We start from the raw sequence: 21038 nt of genomic DNA on the forward strand, positions 1-21038 counted from the left end.
ATGTCTCCAGGTTCAGGCCATGCCGGTGGCGGCCAGGATGAGGTCGATAAGCTTGATCCCCACGAAGGGCACCAGGATGCCGCCGAGGCCGTAGATGGCCAGATTGCGACGCAGCAGCGCGGCGGCCCCGACGGGGCGATAGGACACGCCCTTGAGTGCCAGGGGGATCAGGAACACGATGATCAGCGCGTTGAAGATCACCGCCGAAAGGATGGCCGACCCCGGGCTGCTGAGCCCCATCACGTTGAGGGCAGCCAGCTGGGGATAGGTGCCGACGAAGGCCGCCGGAATGATCGCGAAATACTTGGCGATGTCGTTGGCAATGCTGAAGGTGGTCAGTGAGCCCCGTGTCATCAGCATCTGCTTGCCGGTCTCCACCACCTCGATGAGCTTGGTGGGGTTGGAGTCCAGGTCCACCATGTTGCCGGCCTCCTTGGCGGCCTGGGTACCGGTGTTCATGGCCACCGCCACGTCGGCCTGGGCCAGCGCCGGGGCATCGTTGGTACCGTCGCCGGTCATCGCCACCAGGCGGCCTTCGGCCTGGTACTGGCGGATCAGCGCCAGCTTGGCTTCCGGTGTGGCCTCCGACAGAAAGTCGTCCACCCCGGCCTCCGCGGCGATGGCGGCGGCCGTCACGCGGTTGTCGCCCGTCACCATCACGGTCTTGATGCCCATCCGGCGCAGCTCGGCAAAGCGCTCCTTGATGCCGCCCTTGACGATGTCCTTGAGTTCGATCACGCCGAGAACGCGCTTCCCCTCCGACACCACCAGCGGTGTGCTGCCACGGCGTGCCACCTCCTCGACCCGGGCACTGACCGAGGCCGGGAAGCTGCCCCCCAGGCTTTCCACATGGCGCCGGATCGCATCGGTTGCGCCCTTCCGGATCTGCTTGACTGCGGCCACGGTCGTGGCGCCTTCGCTGCCCGGCGCGCCTCCGATATCCACGCCGCTCATGCGCGTCTGGGCAGAGAAATGCACGAAATGGGCGTCGAGGGCGTGAATGTCCCGCTCGCGCAGCGAATATTTCTGTTTGGCCAACACAACGATGCTGCGGCCTTCGGGTGTTTCGTCCGCAAGGGAGGCGAGCTGGGCGGCATCGGCCAACTCCGCATCGCTGACACCATCCGCCGGCAAAAAGGCCGAGGCCTGGCGGTTGCCGAGGGTGATCGTCCCGGTCTTGTCCATCAGCAGCACATCCACGTCGCCCGCCGCCTCCACGGCCCGGCCGGATGTGGCGATCACGTTGGCCTGCATCATGCGGCTCATGCCGGCCACGCCGATTGCCGACAGCAGGCCGGCGATAGTGGTGGGGATCAGGCACACCAGCAGAGCCACCAGCACCGTCACGCCGACCGGCTTTCCGGCACCGGACACGTCCACGCTGAACAGGGAGAAGGGCAGCAGCGTTACGGTAACCCCCAGGAAAACAATGGTCAGGGCCACCAGCAGGATGGTCAGTGCGATCTCATTGGGGGTCTTCTGGCGCTTGGCGTTTTCCACCATGGCGATCATGCGGTCCACGAAAGTCTCGCCGGGGTTGGCGGTGACACGCACGACGATCCAGTCCGACAGCACACGGGTGCCGCCGGTCACCGCCGAGAAGTCACCGCCCGATTCCCGGATGACTGGAGCTGACTCACCGGTAATGGCCGATTCATCCACCGAGGCAACGCCCTCGATGACTTCGCCGTCGGCAGGGATGACCGACTGGCCGATGTCGCCGGCCTCGACCACGACGATGTCGCCCTTGCGCAGATCGCCGCCCTGCACCAGCTGCCACGGGGCGCCGTAGTGGGGCGCCTGCAGCTTCTTGGCCCAGGTCTCCTTCTTGAGCCCGCGCAGCGATGCAGCCTGGGCCTTGCTGCGGCCCTCGGCCAAGGCTTCCGCAAAATTGGCAAAGAGCACGGTGAACCAGAGCCAAAGGGCGATGGCGACGACGAAGCCGGCCGGCGCTTCACCTTCGCCAGCCAGCGCCTGGATGGCCAGCAAGGTGGTCAGGATGCTGCCCACGTACACCACGAACATCACGGGGTTGTGCCACTGCACCGCCGGACTGAGCTTGCGGAAAGCTTCGCGCAGCGCCGGCACCACCAGGGCGGGATCAAAAAGTGTAAAGGTCTTGTTGCTCATGTCATTCTCCTCAGGCCGTCATCCACAGCATCAGGTGCTCGACCACCGGCCCCAGGGCCAGTGCCGGCACGTAGTTGAGCAAGCCCACCAGTAACACCGTGCCGATCAGCAGGGTGACAAAGAGCGGACCGTGGGTCGGCATCGTTCCCGCGCCCACCGGAATCCGTTTCTTGGCAGCCAGAGAACCCGCCATGGCCAGCACCGGCACGATCACGCCAAATCGTCCGAACCACATGGCGATGCCCAGCAGGACGTTGTAGAAGGGGGTGTTGGCGGACAGGCCCGCGAAGGCACTGCCGTTGTTGTTGGCGGCCGACGTGAGGGCGTACAGGATTTCGGAAAAACCATGGGCCCCCGGATTGGCGATGCCTGCGCGGCCGGCTTCGGTGGTCACCGCGATGGCTGTGCCCAGCAGCACGAGCAAGGGCGTCACGAGAATGGCGATGGCGCTCATCTTCATCTCGTAGGCTTCAATCTTCTTGCCCAGATACTCCGGGGTACGGCCAATCATCAGGCCGGAGATGAATACGGCCAGGATGGCAAACACCAGCATGCCGTAGAGACCCGTGCCGACACCGCCAAATACCACCTCACCAAGCTGCATGTTGGCCAGGGGCACCAGCCCTCCGAGAGGGGTGAATGAGTCATGCATGGCGTTGACCGCTCCACAGGAGGCGGCCGTGGTGACGGTCGCAAAAAGCGCGGAACTGGCGATGCCGAAGCGGACCTCCTTGCCCTCCATGTTCCCGCCCGATTGCAGCGCGCTGACGCCCTGATCGACGCCCAGTGCAGCAACCAGCGGATTGCCCTGCTGCTCGAAGCGCATTGCGCCCCAGGCCATGAACACGAACATCAGGGTCATGGCGGAGAGCACGGCCCACCCCTGACGTTCATCTCCCACCATTCGCCCGAAAGACAGGCACAGGGCGGCCGGTATCAGGAAGATCGCCAGCATCTCGATGAGATTGGTGAGCGGCGTGGGGTTTTCGAAGGGATGGGCCGAATTGGCATTGAAGAAGCCGCCACCGTTGGTGCCGAGCATCTTGATGGCCTCCTGGGAAGCGACCGGCCCCATGGCGAGGGTCTGGGTACGGGTTTCGGCAGGCTTCGTCAGGGGGCTGCCCTTGTCGTCCTTCAGGGCCTGCCCATCCGCATCGAACAGCGGTGCGTCGTAACGGGTGACCTCCACCGTCGTCACGTCGCGATAGGCGTCGAGGTTCTGGATCACCCCCTGGCTGACCAGCAGCACGGCGATCAGGACAGACAGCGGCAACAACAGGTACAACGTTGCCCGGGTCAGATCCACCCAGGCGTTCCCGAGCGTGGCGGTGCTGTGACGGGCGATGCCACGGATCAGGGCAATCACCACGACAATGCCCGTAGCCGCGGAAAGAAAGTTCTGCACGGTCAGGCCAAGCATCTGGACCAGGTAGCCCATCGTCGATTCGCCGGCATAGCCCTGCCAGTTCGTATTGGTCACGAAGCTGATGGCCGTGTTGAAGGCCGAATCCGGTGCAACAGCGGCCATGTGCTCAGGATTGAGAGGCAGTCCGGCCTGGAGTCGCTGAAGCGCGTAAACCGCCACGACACCCAGGGCATTGAACAGCAAGAGGGCGAGCGCATAGCGCAAGCCGCCCATCTCCTCGTCGGCCTTCACGCCGCTCAGGCGATACAGGATGTTTTCCACCGGGCGGGCGCGATGGAAACGTCCTTCCATGACGTAAGCGATGTAGCGGCCGAGGGGTTTGGCCGACAACAGCAGCGCCGCCAGGAAAACCCCCAACAGAAGCCAGGCATTGGAGGTCATCATGAGAAGTCCTCCGGCTTGAGAAGCGCCACCAGCAAATAGACGAGCAGCGCAGCGGCCGCAATGGCCCCAAGGACATAAGGCCAGCTCATTTCTGGTCTCCCAGACGGTCGCATCCGACCGCGAGCCCCATCACCAATGCCAGGAAGACGGCGGTGATGGCGAGATAAACGAGATCCATGAATTCCCCTTTCGGTTCGAACTATTCGGCCTCTTCATGCTAGGGAAGAGGGCATCAAAAAATTCGAAAAAGGGGAGGGCTGCAGATAAAGGACTTGTAAAAATGGGGGGCACCGCCACGAAGACAGGCGGATTGACCCGACCGGAATGCACCATCCGGTGGGTTGCAGGGAAAAGGGAAACGGAAGGACGAGGGGCGTCGGCCCACGCTTTCGCTCGCTGGAGCGAGCTCACTCACCCCAAAACGGGGGACTCAGGCAGGACGCCTCATCTTGCCGCGCTTACTTCCCTATACAAAAACGCGAAAAGATCACCCCCAGCAGATCATCCGGGGTGAACTCCCCGGTGATCTCATTGACCGCCTCCTGGGCCAGGCGCAGCTCTTCGGCCATCAGCTCGAGGGCGTGGCGGGCATCCAGGGCAGCCTCGACCCGGGCCAGGGCTTCGCGCAGGGCGATGAGGTGACGCTCGCGGGCGAGGATCACGTCCTCCCCGTGGCGGTGCCAGCCTGCCACCCGCAGCAGCTCGGCACGCAGCAGCTCGACGCCCTGATCGGCCTTGGCGGAGAGGTAGAGGCTGATGCCGGCAGCGTCCTCGGTGCGCCCGGGCTGACGCGCCAGCAGGTCCACCTTGTTGAAGACGGTGATGCGCTCAACCCCCGCCGGCAGGCGGGCATCGATGGCGGCGTCGGCATCGGTGAGACCGGCCCGCACGTCCACCAGGCGCACCACCACGTCGGCACGCTCGATCTCCTGCCAGGTGCGGGCAATGCCAATCTTCTCGACTTCGTCGGTGGTGTCGCGCAGCCCGGCGGTGTCGGTGATGTGCAGCGGGATGCCCTCGATCTGGATGGTCTCGCGCAGGGCGTCGCGGGTGGTGCCGGCGATGTCGGTGACGATGGCCCGCTCCTCACCGGCGAGCCGGTTGAGCAGGCTGGACTTGCCGACGTTGGGCTGCCCCACCAGCACCACGTGCAGGCCATTGCGCAGCAGGCTGCCCTGGCGCGCCCGGTCGAGGATGGCACGCAGCTCGGCGGCCACCACCTCGATGCGCTCGAAGGCCCTGGCCTCGATCAGGAAATCCACGTCCTCGTCAGGAAAATCGAGGGTCGCCTCGACCAGCATGCGCAGGTCGATCAGGCGGTCACACAGCCCCTGGACTTCGCGGGAGAAACTGCCGGTGAGGGAGCGGACCGCCGAGCGGGCCGCAGCGGCCGTGGAGGCCTCGATGAGATCGGCAACGCTTTCGGCCTGGGCCAGGTCGAGCTTGCCGTTGAGGAAGGCCCGGCGGGTGAATTCGCCGGGTTCGGCGAGACGGGCGCCCAGCTCGAGGCAGCGGGTCAGCAGCATCTGCATGACCACCGGGCCGCCGTGGCCCTGGAGCTCGATGACGTCTTCGCCGGTAAAGGAGTTGGGCGCCGGGAAGTAGAGGAGGAGGCCTTCGTCGATCAGCCCGCCGCTGCCGTCCCGGAAGCGGGCAAACTGGGCGATCCGGGCTTGCGGCTCGCGGCCGCCGAGAGTGGCCGCGAGCGGGGAGAGACTCGGTCCGGAGATCCGGACCACGCCGATGCCACCGCGCCCGGGGGCGGTGGCAATCGCCGCAATGGGCTCACTCGGCCGGCTTGCCACCGGCCGCGATCATCCGGTTGATCTGCCATTGCTGGGCAATGGACAGGGTGTTGTTGACCACCCAGTACAGCACCAGACCGGCCGGGAACCACAGGAACATGAAGGTAAAGAGGATGGGCATCATCATCATCACCTTGGCCTGGATGGGATCAGGCGGCGCCGGGTTGAGCTTCATCTGGATGAAGCTGGTGGCACCCATGATCAGCGGCAGGATGTAGAACGGGTCCTTGACCGACAGATCGTGGATCCAGCCCAGCCAGGGGGCGCCACGCATCTCCACGACACCCAGCAACACCCAGTAGAGGGCGATGAACACCGGGATCTGGATCAGGATGGGCAGACAGCCGCCGAGGGGGTTCACCTTCTCGCGCTTGTACAGATCCATCATGGCCTGCTGCATCTTCATCTTGTCGTCGCCGTACTGCTCCTTCAGGCGCTGCAGACGCGGGCCGAGGGTCTTCATCTTGGCCATCGACTTGTAGCTGGCGGCCGACAGGGGGAAGAACAGGGCCTTCAGGGCGATGGTGACCAGGATGATGGCCCAGCCCCAGTTGCCGGTGAGCTTGTGGAACCACTCCAGCACCCAGAACAGCGGCGCGGCAATGATGGTCAGCCAGCCGTAGTCCACCACCAGGTCGAAGCCCTTGGCGAACTGTTCGAGGCGGCTCTGCTCCTGGGGGCCGGCGTACAGCGGCATGGACAGCTTGCCGCTCTGGCCCGGGGCGATGGCGGCCACCGGCACGATCACACCGGCAGAGTAGAGGTCGGAGCTCACCTGGTTGGCGAAGAACTCGCGCTCACCCTCGGCAGGCGCCCAGCCGGCCACGAAGTAGTGCTGCACCATCGCCGCCCAGCCGTCGGAGGCCTTGGTGACGAACTTGGCCTTCTTCGAGGCGATGTCCTCGAAGGAGACCTTCTGGTACTTCTCGGCTTCGGTGTAGAAGGCCGGGCCGGTGAAGGTCTGCACGCCGAAACCACCGGGCTGCTCCGCCGGCTTGCCGTCACGGGTGAACTGGAAGTAGGCGTGGGGCGCCAGGGCGGCAGCGCTGCCGTTGGCGATCTCGTAGCTCACATCGGCCACGTAGCTGCCACGCCGGAAGGTGATCAGCTTGCTGACCTTGACACCGTCGGCGGTGGCCGGCGCGTCGAGGCGCAGGGTCACGGCATCCTCGCCGTCCTTCAGCTCGAGGCTGGAGGCCGCCAGGTTGAACAGGGTCTTGTGATTGGGCAGGCCATTGCCGATCAGGCCGGTCTGCGCGGCGTAGCTGTGCTTTTCGCCGTTGTCGAAGAGCACGTAGTTGCGCGTGGGATCTTCGGAGGCCTTGTGACGGGTCAGCTCGAGCCGGACGATGTCGCCACCCTGGGCCGAGACTTCCGCCACCAGCACATCGGTGCGGATGATGGCCTTGGGTGCCGCAGCCGGCGCTGCCGCCGTGGCATTCTGGCCGGGCAGGGCGGTGCCGGCCGCCGCAGCGCCCGGCGTCGGCGTGGGAACACCGGCAGCAGAGTTGGCCGTCGCGGCTACGGCCGGGACCGGGGGCTTGTTGTGCTTCTGCCAGCCGTCCCACAGCATGACCAGGGAAAACGAGAAGACGAGAAGGAGGATCAGACGACGGTTGTCCATCGGAGTCAGTGTCAGGAAGGAGTTTGGGGCGGAAGGGTTTGCAAGCGCTGCTCAGGGTACCGGATCGTAGCCACCCGCGCTGAACGGATGGCAGCGGCACACACGCCGCGCCGCCAGCCACGACCCCTTCAGGGTGCCATGGCGCTCGACAGCCTCAAGGGCATATTCGGAACAGGACGGCACGAAACGGCAGTTGCGTCCCAGCATGGGGCTGATGGCGTAGCGATAGACCCTGACCAGCGCCAGCACAAGCCGCTTCACTTGATCACACCCTGCCTGGGCAGGCGTTCAATCAGAGCGAGCATGTCTTCGCGCAGGGAGCGTTTACTCACGTCACCAACCTTGGCCGACAATCGTAACACCAGATCGTAGGGCGGCAGGCTTGCACAGGCATGACGGAACACATCGCGACCGATGCGCTTGAGCAGATTGCGCTGCACCGCCCGCTTGGCGAGCTTCTTCGCCACCACCACACCGAGCCGGGCCGTGCCGGCCTGACCGGGGCAGTAGTGGAGCGCGAAGTAGCGCCCGCGAACGACACGCCGAAAAGCAAAAACGGATGAAAATTCATCCGTTTTGTGCAGTCGCAAAGACGCGCCGAAGCCGAACCCTGCCGTGTTTTCTGCTTCATCCGACGGGCCACTGCTGCTGCCTGCCGGGGAAGGAATATCAGGATCGGCCTGGGGGCGAGCCTCAGACGGCGAGACGATGACGGCCCTTGGCGCGGCGAGCGGCGATGACCTTGCGACCGCCACGGGTGGCCATGCGGACCAGGAAGCCGTGGGTGCGCTTGCGACGGACGACGGACGGTTGGTAAGTACGTTTCATTTTTCGTGCCCGAAAAGTTGAGTCAAACGCGCAATTTGATACGTTAACCCACTGTTTGTCAAGCAGGTTTTATCCACCCCCGGCAAACACCAGCCCGCGCGTGCGCCTCCGCAACTTTCCACAGGCCCGCGCGCACTGTCCAAAGGGCCACCCGCAGCTGTGGATAAGTCCCCTTTGCGCAGGTACAATACGCGTTTGGCCAAACGCTTCCCGCGCGCGATTCTGGCCACTCCGGCCCCAAGCCGGGGTCATCCGGAAACGTCCATCCGGTGCGCGTTCTGCCGTCGAAACCCACCCGCCCAATCATCGTGCCCGAAGCCTCATCGTCGCCCCAATGCGCTGCGTTCTGGACGCATTGCCTGAACTGCCTGGAGCAGGAACTCCCCGCCCAGCAGTTCAAGACCTGGATCCTCCCCCTTCGCGCCGAAGAGCTTGCCGGTGACGACAACGCCGGACTGCGTCTGGTGGCACCGTCCAACTTCCATCGCCAATGGCTGCGTGACCGCTACCTGCGTCGCATCGAAGAGCTGGGCGAGGAGTTCTTCGGCGGTCTGCCCACCATCGAGGTCAGCCTCGCTCCCGCCGGCGGTCTGCGCCGGGCCAGCCCTCCGCCGCCCAGTGCACCAGCCCCCGCCGGCGCGGCCCCTGCGCCGGCACCGGCCAATGGCAGCAGCCCGTCTGCGGCACCCGCGGTCATGCGCAGCGCCCCTGCCGAAGCCCCGGTGTCCGCCGATGTCGCCAATTACGACAAGTCGCGCCTCAACCCCGACTTCACCTTCGACACCCTGGTCACCGGCCGCGCCAACGACCTGGCCCGCGCCGCCGCCCTGCAGGTGGCCCAGAACCCGGGCGTGTCCTATAACCCGCTGTTCATCTATGGCGGCGTCGGCCTGGGCAAGACCCACCTTATCCACGCCCTCGGCAACACCGTGTTCAAGGCCGACCCGCGCAAGGTCATCCGCTACGTGCATGCCGAGGACTACTACGCCGACGTGGTGCGCGCCTACCAGCAAAAGTCCTTCGACGTCTTCAAGCGCTACTACCGCTCGCTGGACGTGCTGATCATCGACGACATCCAGTTCTTCAATAACAAGAACCGGACCCAGGAAGAGTTCTTCCACGCCTTCAACGCCCTCACAGAGGCCAAGAAGCAGATCATCATCACCAGCGACACCTACCCCAAGGACGTCCAGGGCCTCGAAGACCGCCTCATCTCCCGTTTCGACTGGGGCCTGACGGTGCAGATCGAGCCCCCCGAGCTGGAAATGCGGGTGGCCATTCTCAAGAAGAAGGCCGAAGTCGAGCGCATCGCCCTCAACGAGGACGTCGCCTTCCTGATCGCCAAGAACCTCCGCTCCAACGTGCGCGAGCTCGAAGGCGCCCTCAAGAAGGTGCTGGCCTTTGCCCGCTTCCACGGCAAGGAAGTGACGCTGGAGGTGGCCAAGGAAGCCCTTAAAGACCTCCTCAACGCCCACAACCGCCAGCTCACCGCCGAGTTCATTCAAAAGACGGTGGCCGACTACTACAAGATCAAGGTCGCCGACATGCACTCCAAGAAGCGTACCCGGGTCATCGCCCGGCCGCGCCAGGTGGCCATGTTCCTCGCCAAGGATCTCACCCCCATGAGCCTGCCGGCCATCGGCGAGGCCTTCGGCGGCCGCGATCACACCACCGTGCTGCACGCCTGCCGCACCATCGCCGAGCTACGACTCGGCGACACCCAGCTCAACCACGACCTGCACGTCCTCACCCAGGTGCTGCGCGGCTGATGAAACCTTTCGCCCCCAAGATTGCCGGATGGACGCCCACCGCGCGCCTGCCCCTCTAAATACGATACTGGAGACCTGAGTCCATGCTGCTTTTCACTGCGCCCCGCGACGCCCTTCTGGCCCCGCTGCAATCGGTATCCGGCATCGTCGAGAAACGCCACACCCTGCCCATCCTCTCCAACGTCCTGATCGAGAAGAAGGGTGACTCCCTGACCCTCCTCGCCACCGACGTCGAGATCCAGATCCGCAACAGCACCTCCGCCGCCCTCGGCGCCGAAGACGTGGCCATCACCGTGGGTGCCCGCAAGCTGCAGGACATCCTGCGCGCCCTGCCCGACACCGCCGACGTCAGCCTCACCCTCGACGACAAGCGCATCACCCTCAAGGCCGGCAAGAGCCGCTTCCAGCTGCAGACCCTGCCCGCCGCCGACTACCCCCGGCTGGCCCCGCCGGAAGGCGAAGGCGTGCATTTCACCACCACGCAAAAAGCGTTCAAGAAGCAGCTCGCCCTGGTGCAGTACGCCATGGCCCAGCAGGACATCCGCTACTACCTCAACGGCCTGCTGCTCGTGGTGGCCGGCAACCTGCTGCGCATGGTCGCCACCGACGGCCACCGCCTGGCCTACGCTGCCTCCCCGCTGGTGGGCGACTACGCCCGCACCGACGTGATCCTGCCGCGCAAGACCGTGGTCGAACTGGCCCGTCAGCTGGCCGACTCCGACGACCCCCTGGAAGTCACCCTGGTGGGCAACCAGATCGTCTTCCGCTTCGGCAACATCGAACTCATCTCCAAGCTCATCGACGGCAAGTTCCCCGACTACGAGCGCGTCATCCCCCAGGGCCACCCCAAGCTCGTCAAGGCCAGCCGCCTGGCCCTGCTGCAATCCCTGCAACGCGCCGCCATTCTCACCAACGAGAAGTTCCGTGGCGTCCGCCTGATGCTCTCCGAAGGCAGCCTCAAGCTGGTGTCCACCAACGCCGAGCAGGAAGAAGCCCTGGAAGAACTCGAAGTCGACTACAGCGGCGACAGCCTGGACATCGGCTTCAACGTCACCTACCTGCTCGACGTGCTCACCAACGTCTCTGCCAACGAAATCGAAATCCGCTTCAACGACGGCAACGCCAGCGCCCTCTTCGGCCTCGCCGAGAACGCCGACTTCAAGTACGTCGTGATGCCCATGCGGATCTGATCCACCGCCGCACCGTCTGTCTGCGCGCCCCCCGCCGGGGGCGTCCCCGCTGTACCCGCTGAACCGAGAACGCCATGTCCGATACGCCGCAACAACCCGCACCCGCCGACAACTACGACGAATCCAGCATCCAGCAGCTTGAAGGGCTGGAGGCCGTGCGCAAGCGGCCGGGCATGTACATCGGCGACACCTCCGACGGCACCGGCCTGCACCACATGGTCTTCGAAGTCGTCGACAACGCCATCGACGAAGCCCTGGCCGGCCACTGCGACGACATCGTCATCACCATCCACGCCGACAACTCCATCTCCGTCACCGACAACGGCCGCGGCATCCCCGTCGGCGTCAAGATGGACGACAAGCACGAGCCCAAGCGCTCGGCGGCCGAGATCGTCATGTGCGTGCTCCACGCCGGCGGCAAGTTCAACCAGAACTCCTACAAGGTCTCCGGCGGCCTGCACGGCGTGGGCGTCTCCTGTGTGAATGCCCTCTCCAAGTGGCTGCGCCTCACCGTGCGCCGCGACGGCAAGAAGCACGGCATCGAATTCAACCGCGGCCACGCCGTCGACCGCCTGATCGAAGTCGTTGACGGCATCGAGACCAGCCCCCTGCGCATCCTCGGCGATACCAACCGCCGCGGCACCGAAGTGCACTACCTGGCCGACGAAGAGATCTTCGGCACCGTCGAATACCACTACGAAATCCTCGCCAAGCGCCTGCGCGAACTCTCCTTCCTCAACAACGGCGTCAAGATCCGCCTGATCGACCGCCGCACCGGCAAGGAAGAAGACTTCGCCTTTGCCGGCGGCGTGGCCGGCTTCGTCGAATACGTGAACCGCGCCAAGTCGGTGCTCCACCCCACCGTCTTCCACGCCAGCGGCGAATCCCTGCAAAACGGCGTGCCCATCACCGTTGAAGTGGCCATGCAGTGGAACGACAGCTACGCCGAACAGGTGCTGTGCTTCACCAACAACATCCCCCAGGCCGACGGCGGCACCCACCTCACCGGCCTGCGCGCGGCCATGACCCGCGTCATCAACAAGTACATCGAAGAGAACGAGATCGCCAAAAAAGCCAAGGTCGACATCTCCGGTGACGACATGCGCGAAGGCCTCGCCTGCGTGCTCTCGGTCAAGATGCCCGACCCCAAGTTCGCCTCCCAGACCAAGATGAAGCTGGTCTCCGGCGAAGCCCGCCCGGCCGTCGAAGAAGTCGTCGCACAAAAGCTCGCCGACTTCCTGCTCGAGCGCCCCATCGACGCCAAGACCATCTGCGGCAAGATCGTCGAAGCCTCCCGCGCCCGTGAAGCCGCCCGCAAGGCCCGCGAAATGACCCGCCGCAAGGGCGTGCTCGACGGCGTCGGCCTGCCCGGCAAGCTCGCCGACTGCCAGGAGAAAGACCCCGCCCTGTGCGAAATCTACATCGTCGAGGGTGACTCCGCCGGCGGCTCCGCCAAGCAGGGCCGCGACCGTAAGTTCCAGGCCATCCTGCCCCTACGCGGCAAGGTGCTCAACGTCGAGCGCGCCCGCTTCGACAAGCTCATCAGCTCCGAGCAGATCGCCACCCTCATCACCGCCCTGGGCACCAGCATCGGCACCGAAGACTTCAAGCCCGAAAAGCTGCGCTACCACCGCATCATCCTCATGACCGACGCGGACGTGGACGGCGCGCACATCCGCACCCTGCTGCTCACCTTCTTCTACCGCCAGATGCGCGAACTCGTCGAGCGCGGCCACATCTACATCGCCCAGCCGCCGCTCTACAAGATCAAGCACGGCAAGAACGAGATGTACATCAAGGACGACACCGAGCTCAACGCCCACCTGCTCAAGCTCGGCCTTGAAGGCGCCATCCTCACCCCGGCCGAAGGCGCCGAGACCATCCACTCCGACGCCCTGGCCGGCCTCGCCCGCACCTACCTGCTGGCCGAAGCCGTCATCCGCCGCCTCACCGACTGGATCGACCCCTCCGTCCTCCACGCCCTGCTGGCCAACGACCTGCCCCTGTCGGTCGAAGACGAAGCCGCCGCCCGCGACTCCGCCGCCCGCCTGCAAGCCGCCGTCGGCACCGAAGTGAGCATCGAAGCCGTCTACACCGAAAGCGCCGAAGCCTGGACGCTCAACATTGCCCGCATGCACCACGGCAACCGCAAGCTCACCCAGATCGACGGCGACTTCCTGCGCTCCGGCGACTGGCGCATCATCCGCCAGGCCACCGAATCCATCTCCGGCCTCATCCAGCCCGGCGCCGTCATGCGCCGCGGCGAAAAGCAGCAAGCCGTCACCAGCTTCGCCGAAGCCATCCGCTGGATGCTCGCCGACGTCGAACGCGGCCTCTCCAAGCAGCGCTACAAAGGCCTGGGCGAAATGAACCCCGAACAGCTGTGGGAAACCACCATGGACCCGGCAGTGCGCCGCCTGCTGCGCGTGCAGATCGACGACGCCATTGCCGCGGACGAGATCTTCACCACGCTGATGGGCGACAACGTGGAACCGCGCCGGGCGTTTATTGAAGAGAACGCGCTGTTTGCGAGGAATCTGGATGTGTGAGCGTGTAGGATCCCGCGATTGTCTAGATTTTTCCTAAAAAATCTAGATTTCGGGGGAATCTGATCTGCAATGAAAGCCATCTTATATACAAGGTGGCTTTTTTTAAATTCAGTTGATGTAATCAGATTACTTCTGACAGTAAATTATTGGCACTACGTTGTATTCCTTCGCGGCATGTGCAAACGACGAGAGTATCCAAAACAGTTGAATGACGTTGCCCCGCACTACCTGTCCGGTCTTCATTGCGTTGAATGCCTCGGTAACCTGGTCCTTAGAGAGAAAGGAACACGAAAGCACGCACTTACGTAATATGCGGTAGTCCGATAACAGCGACTGAATATATGCTTCTATTGGTTCATTGATGGCTTTACGGGTTCGGGCGATTTTAGTTTGAATCCCATCGCGAGAATAGTATTCGGAAAACTTCTCCTGATGCTTTTTCAAGAATCCTTCACGGGTGAAATACATGTTGCCCAGATTCTTTATCCCTTGGCCTACCAAATCATGTAGATTGCTTGCGGACGTGCTCGGAGACCCGTGCTTCGAATGCACGAAGCTAATACATGGATCCCCCCTATTCAACGTGATGTGATCAGCCCATTCATTTCCAAGATCATCGCAGAAAACAAAATCGTCGTTAGCGTGAAGTGTTTCGACAACACCGAACATGCAGTCATCGTCGAAGTTTTCCAAGGTCGCGCTAACGCAACCTTTTTCACTCTGAACGCCAGTAATAACGTCAATCGGCTTCAGTAGTTCGAGAATACTCTCGATTTCTGCAACTCCCGCCGCATCCTCAAAGCATCTTCCCATGAAGTACATGAATTTTGGATTAGCAAAGCAGACGCTATACAGTCCATGTTTTAGTATGTACTTTTGGAGTGATATATCTTTTCCGGCATCGCAGACACGTATTCTTTGTAAAGGTGTAGAGGAGAATGTTATTGATTTTGAATTTACTCGAATCCTTGACGTCTCTTCTAGCCCGATAATTTTTAATTCACCGTTAACTTCATAGACTACTTCGAGAGCACGAAACAATCGCTTCTGTATACGAGCGGGAAGCGCAGCCAGCTCCCCCGCCCGCGTTTTGAAGAAAAGAGGCAATCCCTTTTCATGAAGGCGGTCGTAAACCGTAGATCCTTCGATTAGGATCGCATTTGGCTGTGTCTCAGCCAAGACTTCTTGAAGAGCTACCTGTTTAGCGAACGATTCAAGAAAATCTTTGTCTGGTGTGGGATTTTGCAACAGATAAATCTGTTGTCGTACCCATAATGCAATTTCATCGATTCCCGTGCGCTCGGACGATTCAACTATCCGCGCTGAATTCGCGGATATCGATTTAATGTTGTCGCCATCGCGGATCTTCAGGAAATATGGAATAGATCGACCTGCCGCATGTGATGACAGCAAACCTTTCAAGTCTGCGGCCTCGTACGACCGGGCGCGCAGTGCGCGCTCGGATACGGTCATGTTTCTAAGTGATATTTTTTGGAAATCAACACTGTTATCCGAAAAAGTCGAATTGAGTACTTTAGAGTCTACGAGGCTGAGACTTTCTTCGAAAATGTCTGAAAAATTCGCGCACGACTTTTTGAACAACACGACGAACTCCTGAACTTCGAAAACAAGTGCAAAAGCATAGATTCGATCTCGGATTTTCTCCCCTCCCCAAAAATACACATCGCGATCAGTAGGGAAAACGCAGACCGAAAAACGATAAAAATAATTTGATGCAGGAATTTCCCTCAATAATCTGAACTCATTGATCAGGAACTCTCCACCGGGCGTCATGTTTGCGGTTGCGGCATTTAGGAGCGCCTCGATTGCTTCAGCCGGATCTACACCGTCTTTAAGGACACAAAACTGAGCATTTCTTGTCAATAGTAGGCGGTGTGGCATCCAGAGAGCCTTATGTCAATGTATCGTTTGGGAGATCGTCTTGATTTCATAAACTTATCCGTTGCGGCGCATGCTTCTACAAGCTCTCCGGGGTAAGCTCACATAGCTTTTAAGGGATTTTCTGTAATTCACTTCCGCATCGTATTGCTAGGCCCGATACAGATTTCTGAGCTATTAGTGTTAGTTTTTCAGAAAATGTACGCAAAGCAAGTTCACTTAGCTTCCGTGAATGGATCCAGTAATGGAAAATTTTTCAGTAGTTCCGTCGGAACGATTCACCCAAAAGCACTTGGTACCAAAATCAGCAGTTCTAACGCTAAAGTCGGTAATCCCGCATCCTATTTTCTTGGCGGCGTTTGGATGGTGCTCCAACGCCGCTCTCAAAATCACTGCGTCGTTTGCATTGACTCGGTCGCCCACATCGTACCGGTGGAGCATATCCTTCAAATATGCTACTGCATCCCCTCTCTTGGCGAAGTGCATGGAACCTAGGCTAATCGGCTTTGCGGGCATGTGTGAGCTCCAATTCAATGATGATACTAGGTGGCTAAGTCACTAGGTAAGGTAAGACGGTCGCGCACCTCGCGGATGATGATGGTTGGAATATCCATTGCTTGGAACTGACCAACCCGCTCCATAATCCAAGCTGTGCATCCCTCTTTACTGAGGTCGTCACGGGCAATCTTCTCGTATAAAGAAACAGCGCTCATGCGGGAGAGGCCAAGCTCCATGAGCGAGAGAAGTGTCTTTGATGAAATGCCAAATTCGAGTTGTGTTCCGACATCTAAACCTTCATCGACAAGATCGTCACGACCAATCTCCCGAAGATACAGGTTCAACACGTCCATGTAGGCGGAAAGGTATTTGGGTGCCTTGAACCGTGCGATTTGCTCTACTAGCTCCATCGTGCCGCGAATAAGTTCTGGAAGTCTGAAAGACCTGCCGGCTTCCTGATGCCATTCGATGCTATCGCGGATGATCTTGGCTAGCGAGAAACCCTTTAGCCATTTAAGGACGATCAACGCATATAGCCGAATACGGCCTGCAGGAGTGAAAGCGGGAAATAAGTGCTCATTTATCCTCCCCATGATAGTAACGAACCGGTCGTAGCTGTCATTGCTCGCAACTTCAGCCGGAAGTAGGTTTTCAACATCACCTGCGTATGCACGGAAAGCTTCAAGAAGGCGCTGAAGGCCAATCGCGCTCACTCCTGGATGCCGCGCTGCAAGATCAACGTCAATTTCAATCTGCGCTACCAGTGCATCAAGAGCTTCGTCAAGCTTCGAAATTAAGCCTTTGTCATGGCGTTTTGCTAGACCAGCCACTGATATCGAGCCTAACCGCATGAAGGTAGCAAGGAGATAGGCGCTAACCTGCTCGTATTTATCCATGTCATCAAGGCTGGACATGTCCGATAGCCTTCGCTTGGATAGATAGTCCAACATGCCGTTACCAAACTCGAGAACTGCATCACTTTCACGTTTTATTGGATAACGGGCACGGTTGGGAACACCGCTAGGCCAGGCTCTTGTATCCTCTGGATCGATACAAATAATGTTTCCTTGGAACTCATCGCCCCATCGGCCTGCGCGACCAGCTAGGTTCCAAAAGTCATGCGGTTCCATCGGATGACCTTTTCCTTTTCGCGGTCCTCGGACCACTATAGTTCGACACGATAGATTTACACCCTCAATCAGTGTTGAAGTACAGACAAGGAATCGAATCTTACCCGACCGGAAAAGTCGCTCTATTTCTTGTCGGATTAGCGAAGGCATATTGCCGTAGTGGAATGCCACCCCGCTTTCGACTAAGGGGGCAAGTCGGAAATCATGGTGCACACCTTTCCGAGCAAGTTCGGCAAGTTGTGAAAGCTCAGGGTCGATGCACTCAAGCTTGGGCACGAGCTGACTGATTAGGTCCGCAACTTCTTCCGCCTCTCCTGCCCCGTTCGTGTAAACGAGCGTTCCGCCTTTCTCGCCCGCTGCCGCGGCAATAAATGCGAGGCGCTTTTTGAGTCCTTCCGGCGTACTCGCGAGTTGAAGAATTCCTATTGGAAGTGTCGAGCCCTGCCGTCGAAGAGTTAGATTCCAGAGCTTAGATTTTCGCGGTACCTGCGTTGCGACAATCAAATTCTGAAGGACGGTAGTGGTATCGCTGTCTACGGTGACGGTCTGTACACCCAGGGGCGCGTCCGTGAGTAACTCTTCTGGGTTCTGTGTGGCCGGGCTGATGAATACGGCCTTCAGCCGTGGGTTAGCGCGGGTGGCCCGCTCAACTGCATCCTGCAAAATCACGCCACGCTGGTTGTCGCCGATTTTGTGTGCTTCGTCCACAATGAGTAGATCAATCAAAAAAGCGTCGCCAAGTACGTTGGCCAGAAGGTGCAGCCGCTCTTGCGTGAAGACCAGAATCACTCGCGATCCGCCAGTGCGAGCGGCTTTGTATTTATCTGATAGCGGAAGGGATGACACCTCAACCTGTTCGGTTTTACCGAGGAGATCCTTTAGATTGGTCTCTATCTCTGAAACCAGTGCGCGAGTTGGAGCAAGATAGACAGCAACTTGAGTCTCGCCTGCAATAACTTGATCTATTAACCACTGAAGTACAAGAAATGTCTTTCCAGAAGCGGTAGGGGCAGATGCTGAGAGCCAGCGTTCCCCCGCCGCATTTGTCCAGAAGCGTTTCTGGAAATCGTTTACTTGTAGCCAGGTACCACTCGATTGAACCAGAATAGAACGGTCCATCTCTCGACGCTGAGCCTCAAGTCGTAATGCGACACCTAGACGTGCGTCAAGGTCAGCTGACAGCAACTTGCGATCAGTTGCCAATGCAATGGCCCGAAAGTTGGAGAGCTTGCCTAGAAGGACGGCACCAGCATCTTTAAGTGCTTGATTATCCTTGAGAGAAATTACAGCAGTTGCAATTCGGAGTGCAGCTTCTTGGTCCGTCCGCTCTTCAGATCGCGCCAGAATGCTACCGGCAAGTAGCAACCTGGGCCAATCAATTGTCGCAACAGACGGGATGGCGGGGTCAGCTGCCAAGTTATCGATTTCCATCCGCACTGTAAGTCGAGTGATCACATCGAGATCGTCTCGTATGCCTTCCCGGAGGAGCCAGGATTGGAGGTCTACTAAGCTCATTATTCCTTGATCCCCATTGCCTTCAGGAAGGCTGCCCGGAAACCTTCAGCTGAGGGCAGGGGGATACAAAAAAACTCGATTTCCATCTTATCTAGCTTCTCTGTTTTAAGTCGCGCTCCAATATTTTTTGTCCAAGCCGCAAGTTCTGTGCGGGAGGCAATAGCGATTTCGTCAGCAACTACTTTCGCATCGCCCTTCGAATAAAACGGTGCGTCAAAGCCGACAAGGGCTACGCCGCAGTATTGAACGCGCTTAGACATCACTGATGACTTGTCAAAGTACTTCTTGAGTGCAGCGGTGAGTGTGGGGTTGCTTAGATCGGCCTTGTCGCTCAGGAGTAATAGGTCGCGTTCCCGCGCGGCCTCCTCGTCCTCGGGTTCGGTTAGGAAAGGGGCAAGGGAACTGAGGCAATCTCGTATTGCGGCGCTCGCATCTCCGTAGATTTTCGATTCACCCCAGTAGAGCTTAAGTATGCCTTCAGGTGTCACACCAGCATACACACCATCCGCGCCGTGGTAGTGCATTCGTGCATCGGTCTTGAGATCCATCTTGCAAAGGACTTGTGGCAGCTTGAGGAAGCGCTCCGCCAGCAGGAATAACAGCATCTCTCCGCCTTCGCCGGATTTCGCAAGATCGGTAAACGAGCGCTTTGCTCGCTCGATGAGTTCAGCGACTGCCTCTGTACTGTTGAATTTATTGTCGCGCGCCTTCGCGTCAGCTAGCTTCGAGCGCGGGATGGCATAGTCAACAGTGGCATTCCGCATGAACTCCGCCAGCCTGTGCGGTTGAACGCGGCCGTTTCCATCCACTGTAAGGCAGTGACAGTGGATTTTGACTGAATGACCGTCAATAACCACATCTCGCTCTACGAGGGTAAGGTGGACCTCGAGTGCTTCAGGATTGCCTGTTAAAGCAGACAAGAGATCGGCGGCGGTGATGGCAGACAAACTTCATGCTCCTATCGTTACCTATCTGTTTTCAGGCGGGCTGACGAAAGCAAATTGCTGATTTTACGACGTACCCACGTCTTCAGTAGCAGTCAGGGCTCCCGAAGATACGCGAATGGCATCAATTTCTGACTTTCCTCTAGTCACCTTAACTTCGCATTTTTTTGTTTTGTTGAGATGTGTCAACTGAGCCTCAGCAAAGAAATCAATGCTGAGTGCGTAGCTGCGGGAGCCCCGCCCCCTCACCCCCCATTTACAAAAAACACCTCCTCCCCCTGGCATTTCTCGCACTTTACATAAAACGTATTCTTCTGCTTCCTCAGCCGCCCCGGTTCACCGCATTTCGGGCAGCTTGGTTTTATCGTCGTATTCGTTTCACACGCCTTGCAGAAGAAGTAATAGGAATAGACGTAGCGGATCTCCAGATCCGCGCTGCTGCATTGACGACAGGCGTGGCCATTTGACGGTGTTTCAGGACTGTCCTTGGCCGGCGTCACCGCGCTTTCCTGAGCCTTTGCAAGCTCAGCGACTTCCGTTTCCACCTTGGCCTCCCCCTTCACATCTCCTTCGTGGGGGCGCAAGGGCTTATTGGTTTTCACCAGGAATTCGGCAATCTTCAGCCGGTCGGGCAGCGCGAGGCCCTGGGCCTGCCCGCTGTTCATGCGGGCGGTATTGGCGGCGAGGATGCGGTCGGGCACTTGGTCGGCCTTGCACACGCCATCCACCTGGCCGGATTTGGGCCACAGGATGATGCCGCTGTCCGAGATGGCTACGTAGAGGTCGAAAGGTATTGTGGAGAAAAGGTCTGGCCGTTTCGAGGCCTTGCCCAGCACGTCGCGGAAGAAGCGCTCCTGCAGGCGCGCCTGGGTGATGGGAGAGGCCACGCCCCGCGACTGGTTGGTGCCAAACCAGCGCAGCCATTGCCCGTCGTCCTTGATCTGGATCTTCCCAACCACGCTCTTGCTCTCCACGATGGAGAGGCCGTGGGAATGGATGAGCAGGTGGTCCACCTGGGCGGCGTCGCCACTGTGTTCCAGCCGGATGCCGTTGAGCACCACGATCTCCGGGTCATTGGCAAAGAAGCGCTTAAGGTAGAAGGCCATCTGCTCCTCGGCGGCACGGCCGGAGCGGGCAAACTTGTCGTCGGAGGAAAAGGGATCGAGTTCTTTGTAGATCACGGACGCGGAGGGATGAAGATCGGATGGGCATGCCTTATGGCTGTGAGCACCATCGTGGCATACCACGCCACGCTTCATCTATGCACTGCTGTATTGACCCACCAAATCCTGCACAGGTCACGCTGCTAAAGCGAATGCCTCAGCCGGCGTTTTCATATCCAGCGCC

General features: G+C 60.0%; 16 protein-coding genes. 3 read left to right on the forward strand and 13 right to left on the reverse strand.

Features of this window, described 5'->3' with window-relative positions:
* Nucleotides 1-12: 12 nt before the first annotated feature.
* The 8 genes from kdpB to rpmH all read right to left on the reverse strand — a co-directional run bounded on the left by kdpB (nucleotide 13) and on the right by rpmH (nucleotide 8197).
* Nucleotides 13-2130, reverse strand: a complete 2118-nt coding sequence (kdpB, locus tag L6Q67_RS06325; RefSeq protein WP_296566932.1) for a potassium-transporting ATPase subunit KdpB — start codon at nucleotides 2128-2130, stop codon at nucleotides 13-15.
* Nucleotides 2131-2140: 10 nt separating this feature from the next.
* Nucleotides 2141-3940, reverse strand: coding sequence for a potassium-transporting ATPase subunit KdpA (gene kdpA, locus L6Q67_RS06330; RefSeq protein ID WP_296566934.1), 1800 nt, complete (start codon nucleotides 3938-3940; stop codon nucleotides 2141-2143).
* Complete coding sequence (kdpF, locus tag L6Q67_RS06335; protein WP_296566938.1) at nucleotides 3937-4029, reverse strand: K(+)-transporting ATPase subunit F; 93 nt, start codon at nucleotides 4027-4029, stop codon at nucleotides 3937-3939. The genes kdpA and kdpF overlap by 4 nt, the downstream gene beginning before the upstream one ends.
* A gap of 369 nt (nucleotides 4030-4398) precedes the next feature.
* A complete protein-coding gene (gene mnmE, locus L6Q67_RS06340) occupies nucleotides 4399-5745 on the reverse strand; it encodes a tRNA uridine-5-carboxymethylaminomethyl(34) synthesis GTPase MnmE (protein WP_296566941.1) in 1347 nt (448 codons plus the stop codon).
* Nucleotides 5726-7369 (reverse strand): membrane protein insertase YidC, encoded by a 1644-nt coding sequence (gene yidC, locus L6Q67_RS06345; protein WP_296566943.1) that lies wholly within the window; start codon nucleotides 7367-7369, stop codon nucleotides 5726-5728. The genes mnmE and yidC overlap by 20 nt, the downstream gene beginning before the upstream one ends.
* A gap of 51 nt (nucleotides 7370-7420) precedes the next feature.
* A complete protein-coding gene (gene yidD, locus L6Q67_RS06350) occupies nucleotides 7421-7630 on the reverse strand; it encodes a membrane protein insertion efficiency factor YidD (RefSeq protein WP_296566946.1) in 210 nt (69 codons plus the stop codon).
* Nucleotides 7627-7959, reverse strand: coding sequence for a ribonuclease P protein component (gene rnpA / locus L6Q67_RS06355; RefSeq protein WP_296566948.1), 333 nt, complete (start codon nucleotides 7957-7959; stop codon nucleotides 7627-7629). The genes yidD and rnpA overlap by 4 nt, the downstream gene beginning before the upstream one ends.
* A gap of 103 nt (nucleotides 7960-8062) precedes the next feature.
* Nucleotides 8063-8197, reverse strand: coding sequence for a 50S ribosomal protein L34 (gene rpmH, locus L6Q67_RS06360; protein ID WP_079434516.1), 135 nt, complete (start codon nucleotides 8195-8197; stop codon nucleotides 8063-8065).
* Nucleotides 8198-8505: 308 nt separating this feature from the next.
* On the opposite strand from rpmH, the gene dnaA reads away from it, so the two are divergent.
* The 3 genes from dnaA (at nucleotide 8506) to gyrB (ending at nucleotide 13705) form a co-directional block, all read left to right on the forward strand.
* Complete coding sequence (gene dnaA / locus L6Q67_RS06365; RefSeq protein WP_296566952.1) at nucleotides 8506-9966, forward strand: chromosomal replication initiator protein DnaA; 1461 nt, start codon at nucleotides 8506-8508, stop codon at nucleotides 9964-9966.
* Nucleotides 9967-10049: 83 nt separating this feature from the next.
* Nucleotides 10050-11156, forward strand: coding sequence for a DNA polymerase III subunit beta (dnaN, locus tag L6Q67_RS06370; protein ID WP_296566955.1), 1107 nt, complete (start codon nucleotides 10050-10052; stop codon nucleotides 11154-11156).
* A gap of 74 nt (nucleotides 11157-11230) precedes the next feature.
* Nucleotides 11231-13705 carry a DNA topoisomerase (ATP-hydrolyzing) subunit B gene (gyrB, locus tag L6Q67_RS06375; protein ID WP_296566957.1) on the forward strand — a complete coding sequence of 825 codons (2475 nt, stop codon included), beginning with the start codon at nucleotides 11231-11233 and terminating at the stop codon, nucleotides 13703-13705.
* A gap of 126 nt (nucleotides 13706-13831) precedes the next feature.
* Here the strand turns inward: gyrB and L6Q67_RS06380 are convergent, their stop codons facing one another.
* From L6Q67_RS06380 to L6Q67_RS06395, 5 genes are all read right to left on the reverse strand, one after another.
* The gene (locus L6Q67_RS06380; protein ID WP_296566959.1) at nucleotides 13832-15607 is read right to left on the reverse strand and encodes a hypothetical protein; all 1776 of its coding nucleotides are present in this window, start codon (nucleotides 15605-15607) and stop codon (nucleotides 13832-13834) included.
* Nucleotides 15608-15823: 216 nt separating this feature from the next.
* Entirely contained in the window at nucleotides 15824-16120 is a 297-nt protein-coding gene (locus L6Q67_RS24545) for a DCL family protein (RefSeq protein ID WP_367171628.1), read from the reverse strand.
* Nucleotides 16121-16146: 26 nt separating this feature from the next.
* On the reverse strand, nucleotides 16147-18663 hold the full coding sequence (locus L6Q67_RS06385) for a DEAD/DEAH box helicase (RefSeq protein WP_296566961.1): 2517 nt from the start codon (nucleotides 18661-18663) through the stop codon (nucleotides 16147-16149).
* 83 nt (nucleotides 18664-18746) lie between these two features.
* Nucleotides 18747-19694, reverse strand: coding sequence for a DUF1837 domain-containing protein (locus tag L6Q67_RS06390; RefSeq protein ID WP_296566965.1), 948 nt, complete (start codon nucleotides 19692-19694; stop codon nucleotides 18747-18749).
* Between the two features lie 242 nt (nucleotides 19695-19936).
* Nucleotides 19937-20950 (reverse strand): nuclease-related domain-containing protein, encoded by a 1014-nt coding sequence (locus L6Q67_RS06395; protein ID WP_296566967.1) that lies wholly within the window; start codon nucleotides 20948-20950, stop codon nucleotides 19937-19939.
* Nucleotides 20951-21038: the final 88 nt, after the last annotated feature.

This window comes from Zoogloea sp., from assembly GCF_023150065.1.
GTDB lineage: Bacteria > Pseudomonadota > Gammaproteobacteria > Burkholderiales > Rhodocyclaceae > Zoogloea.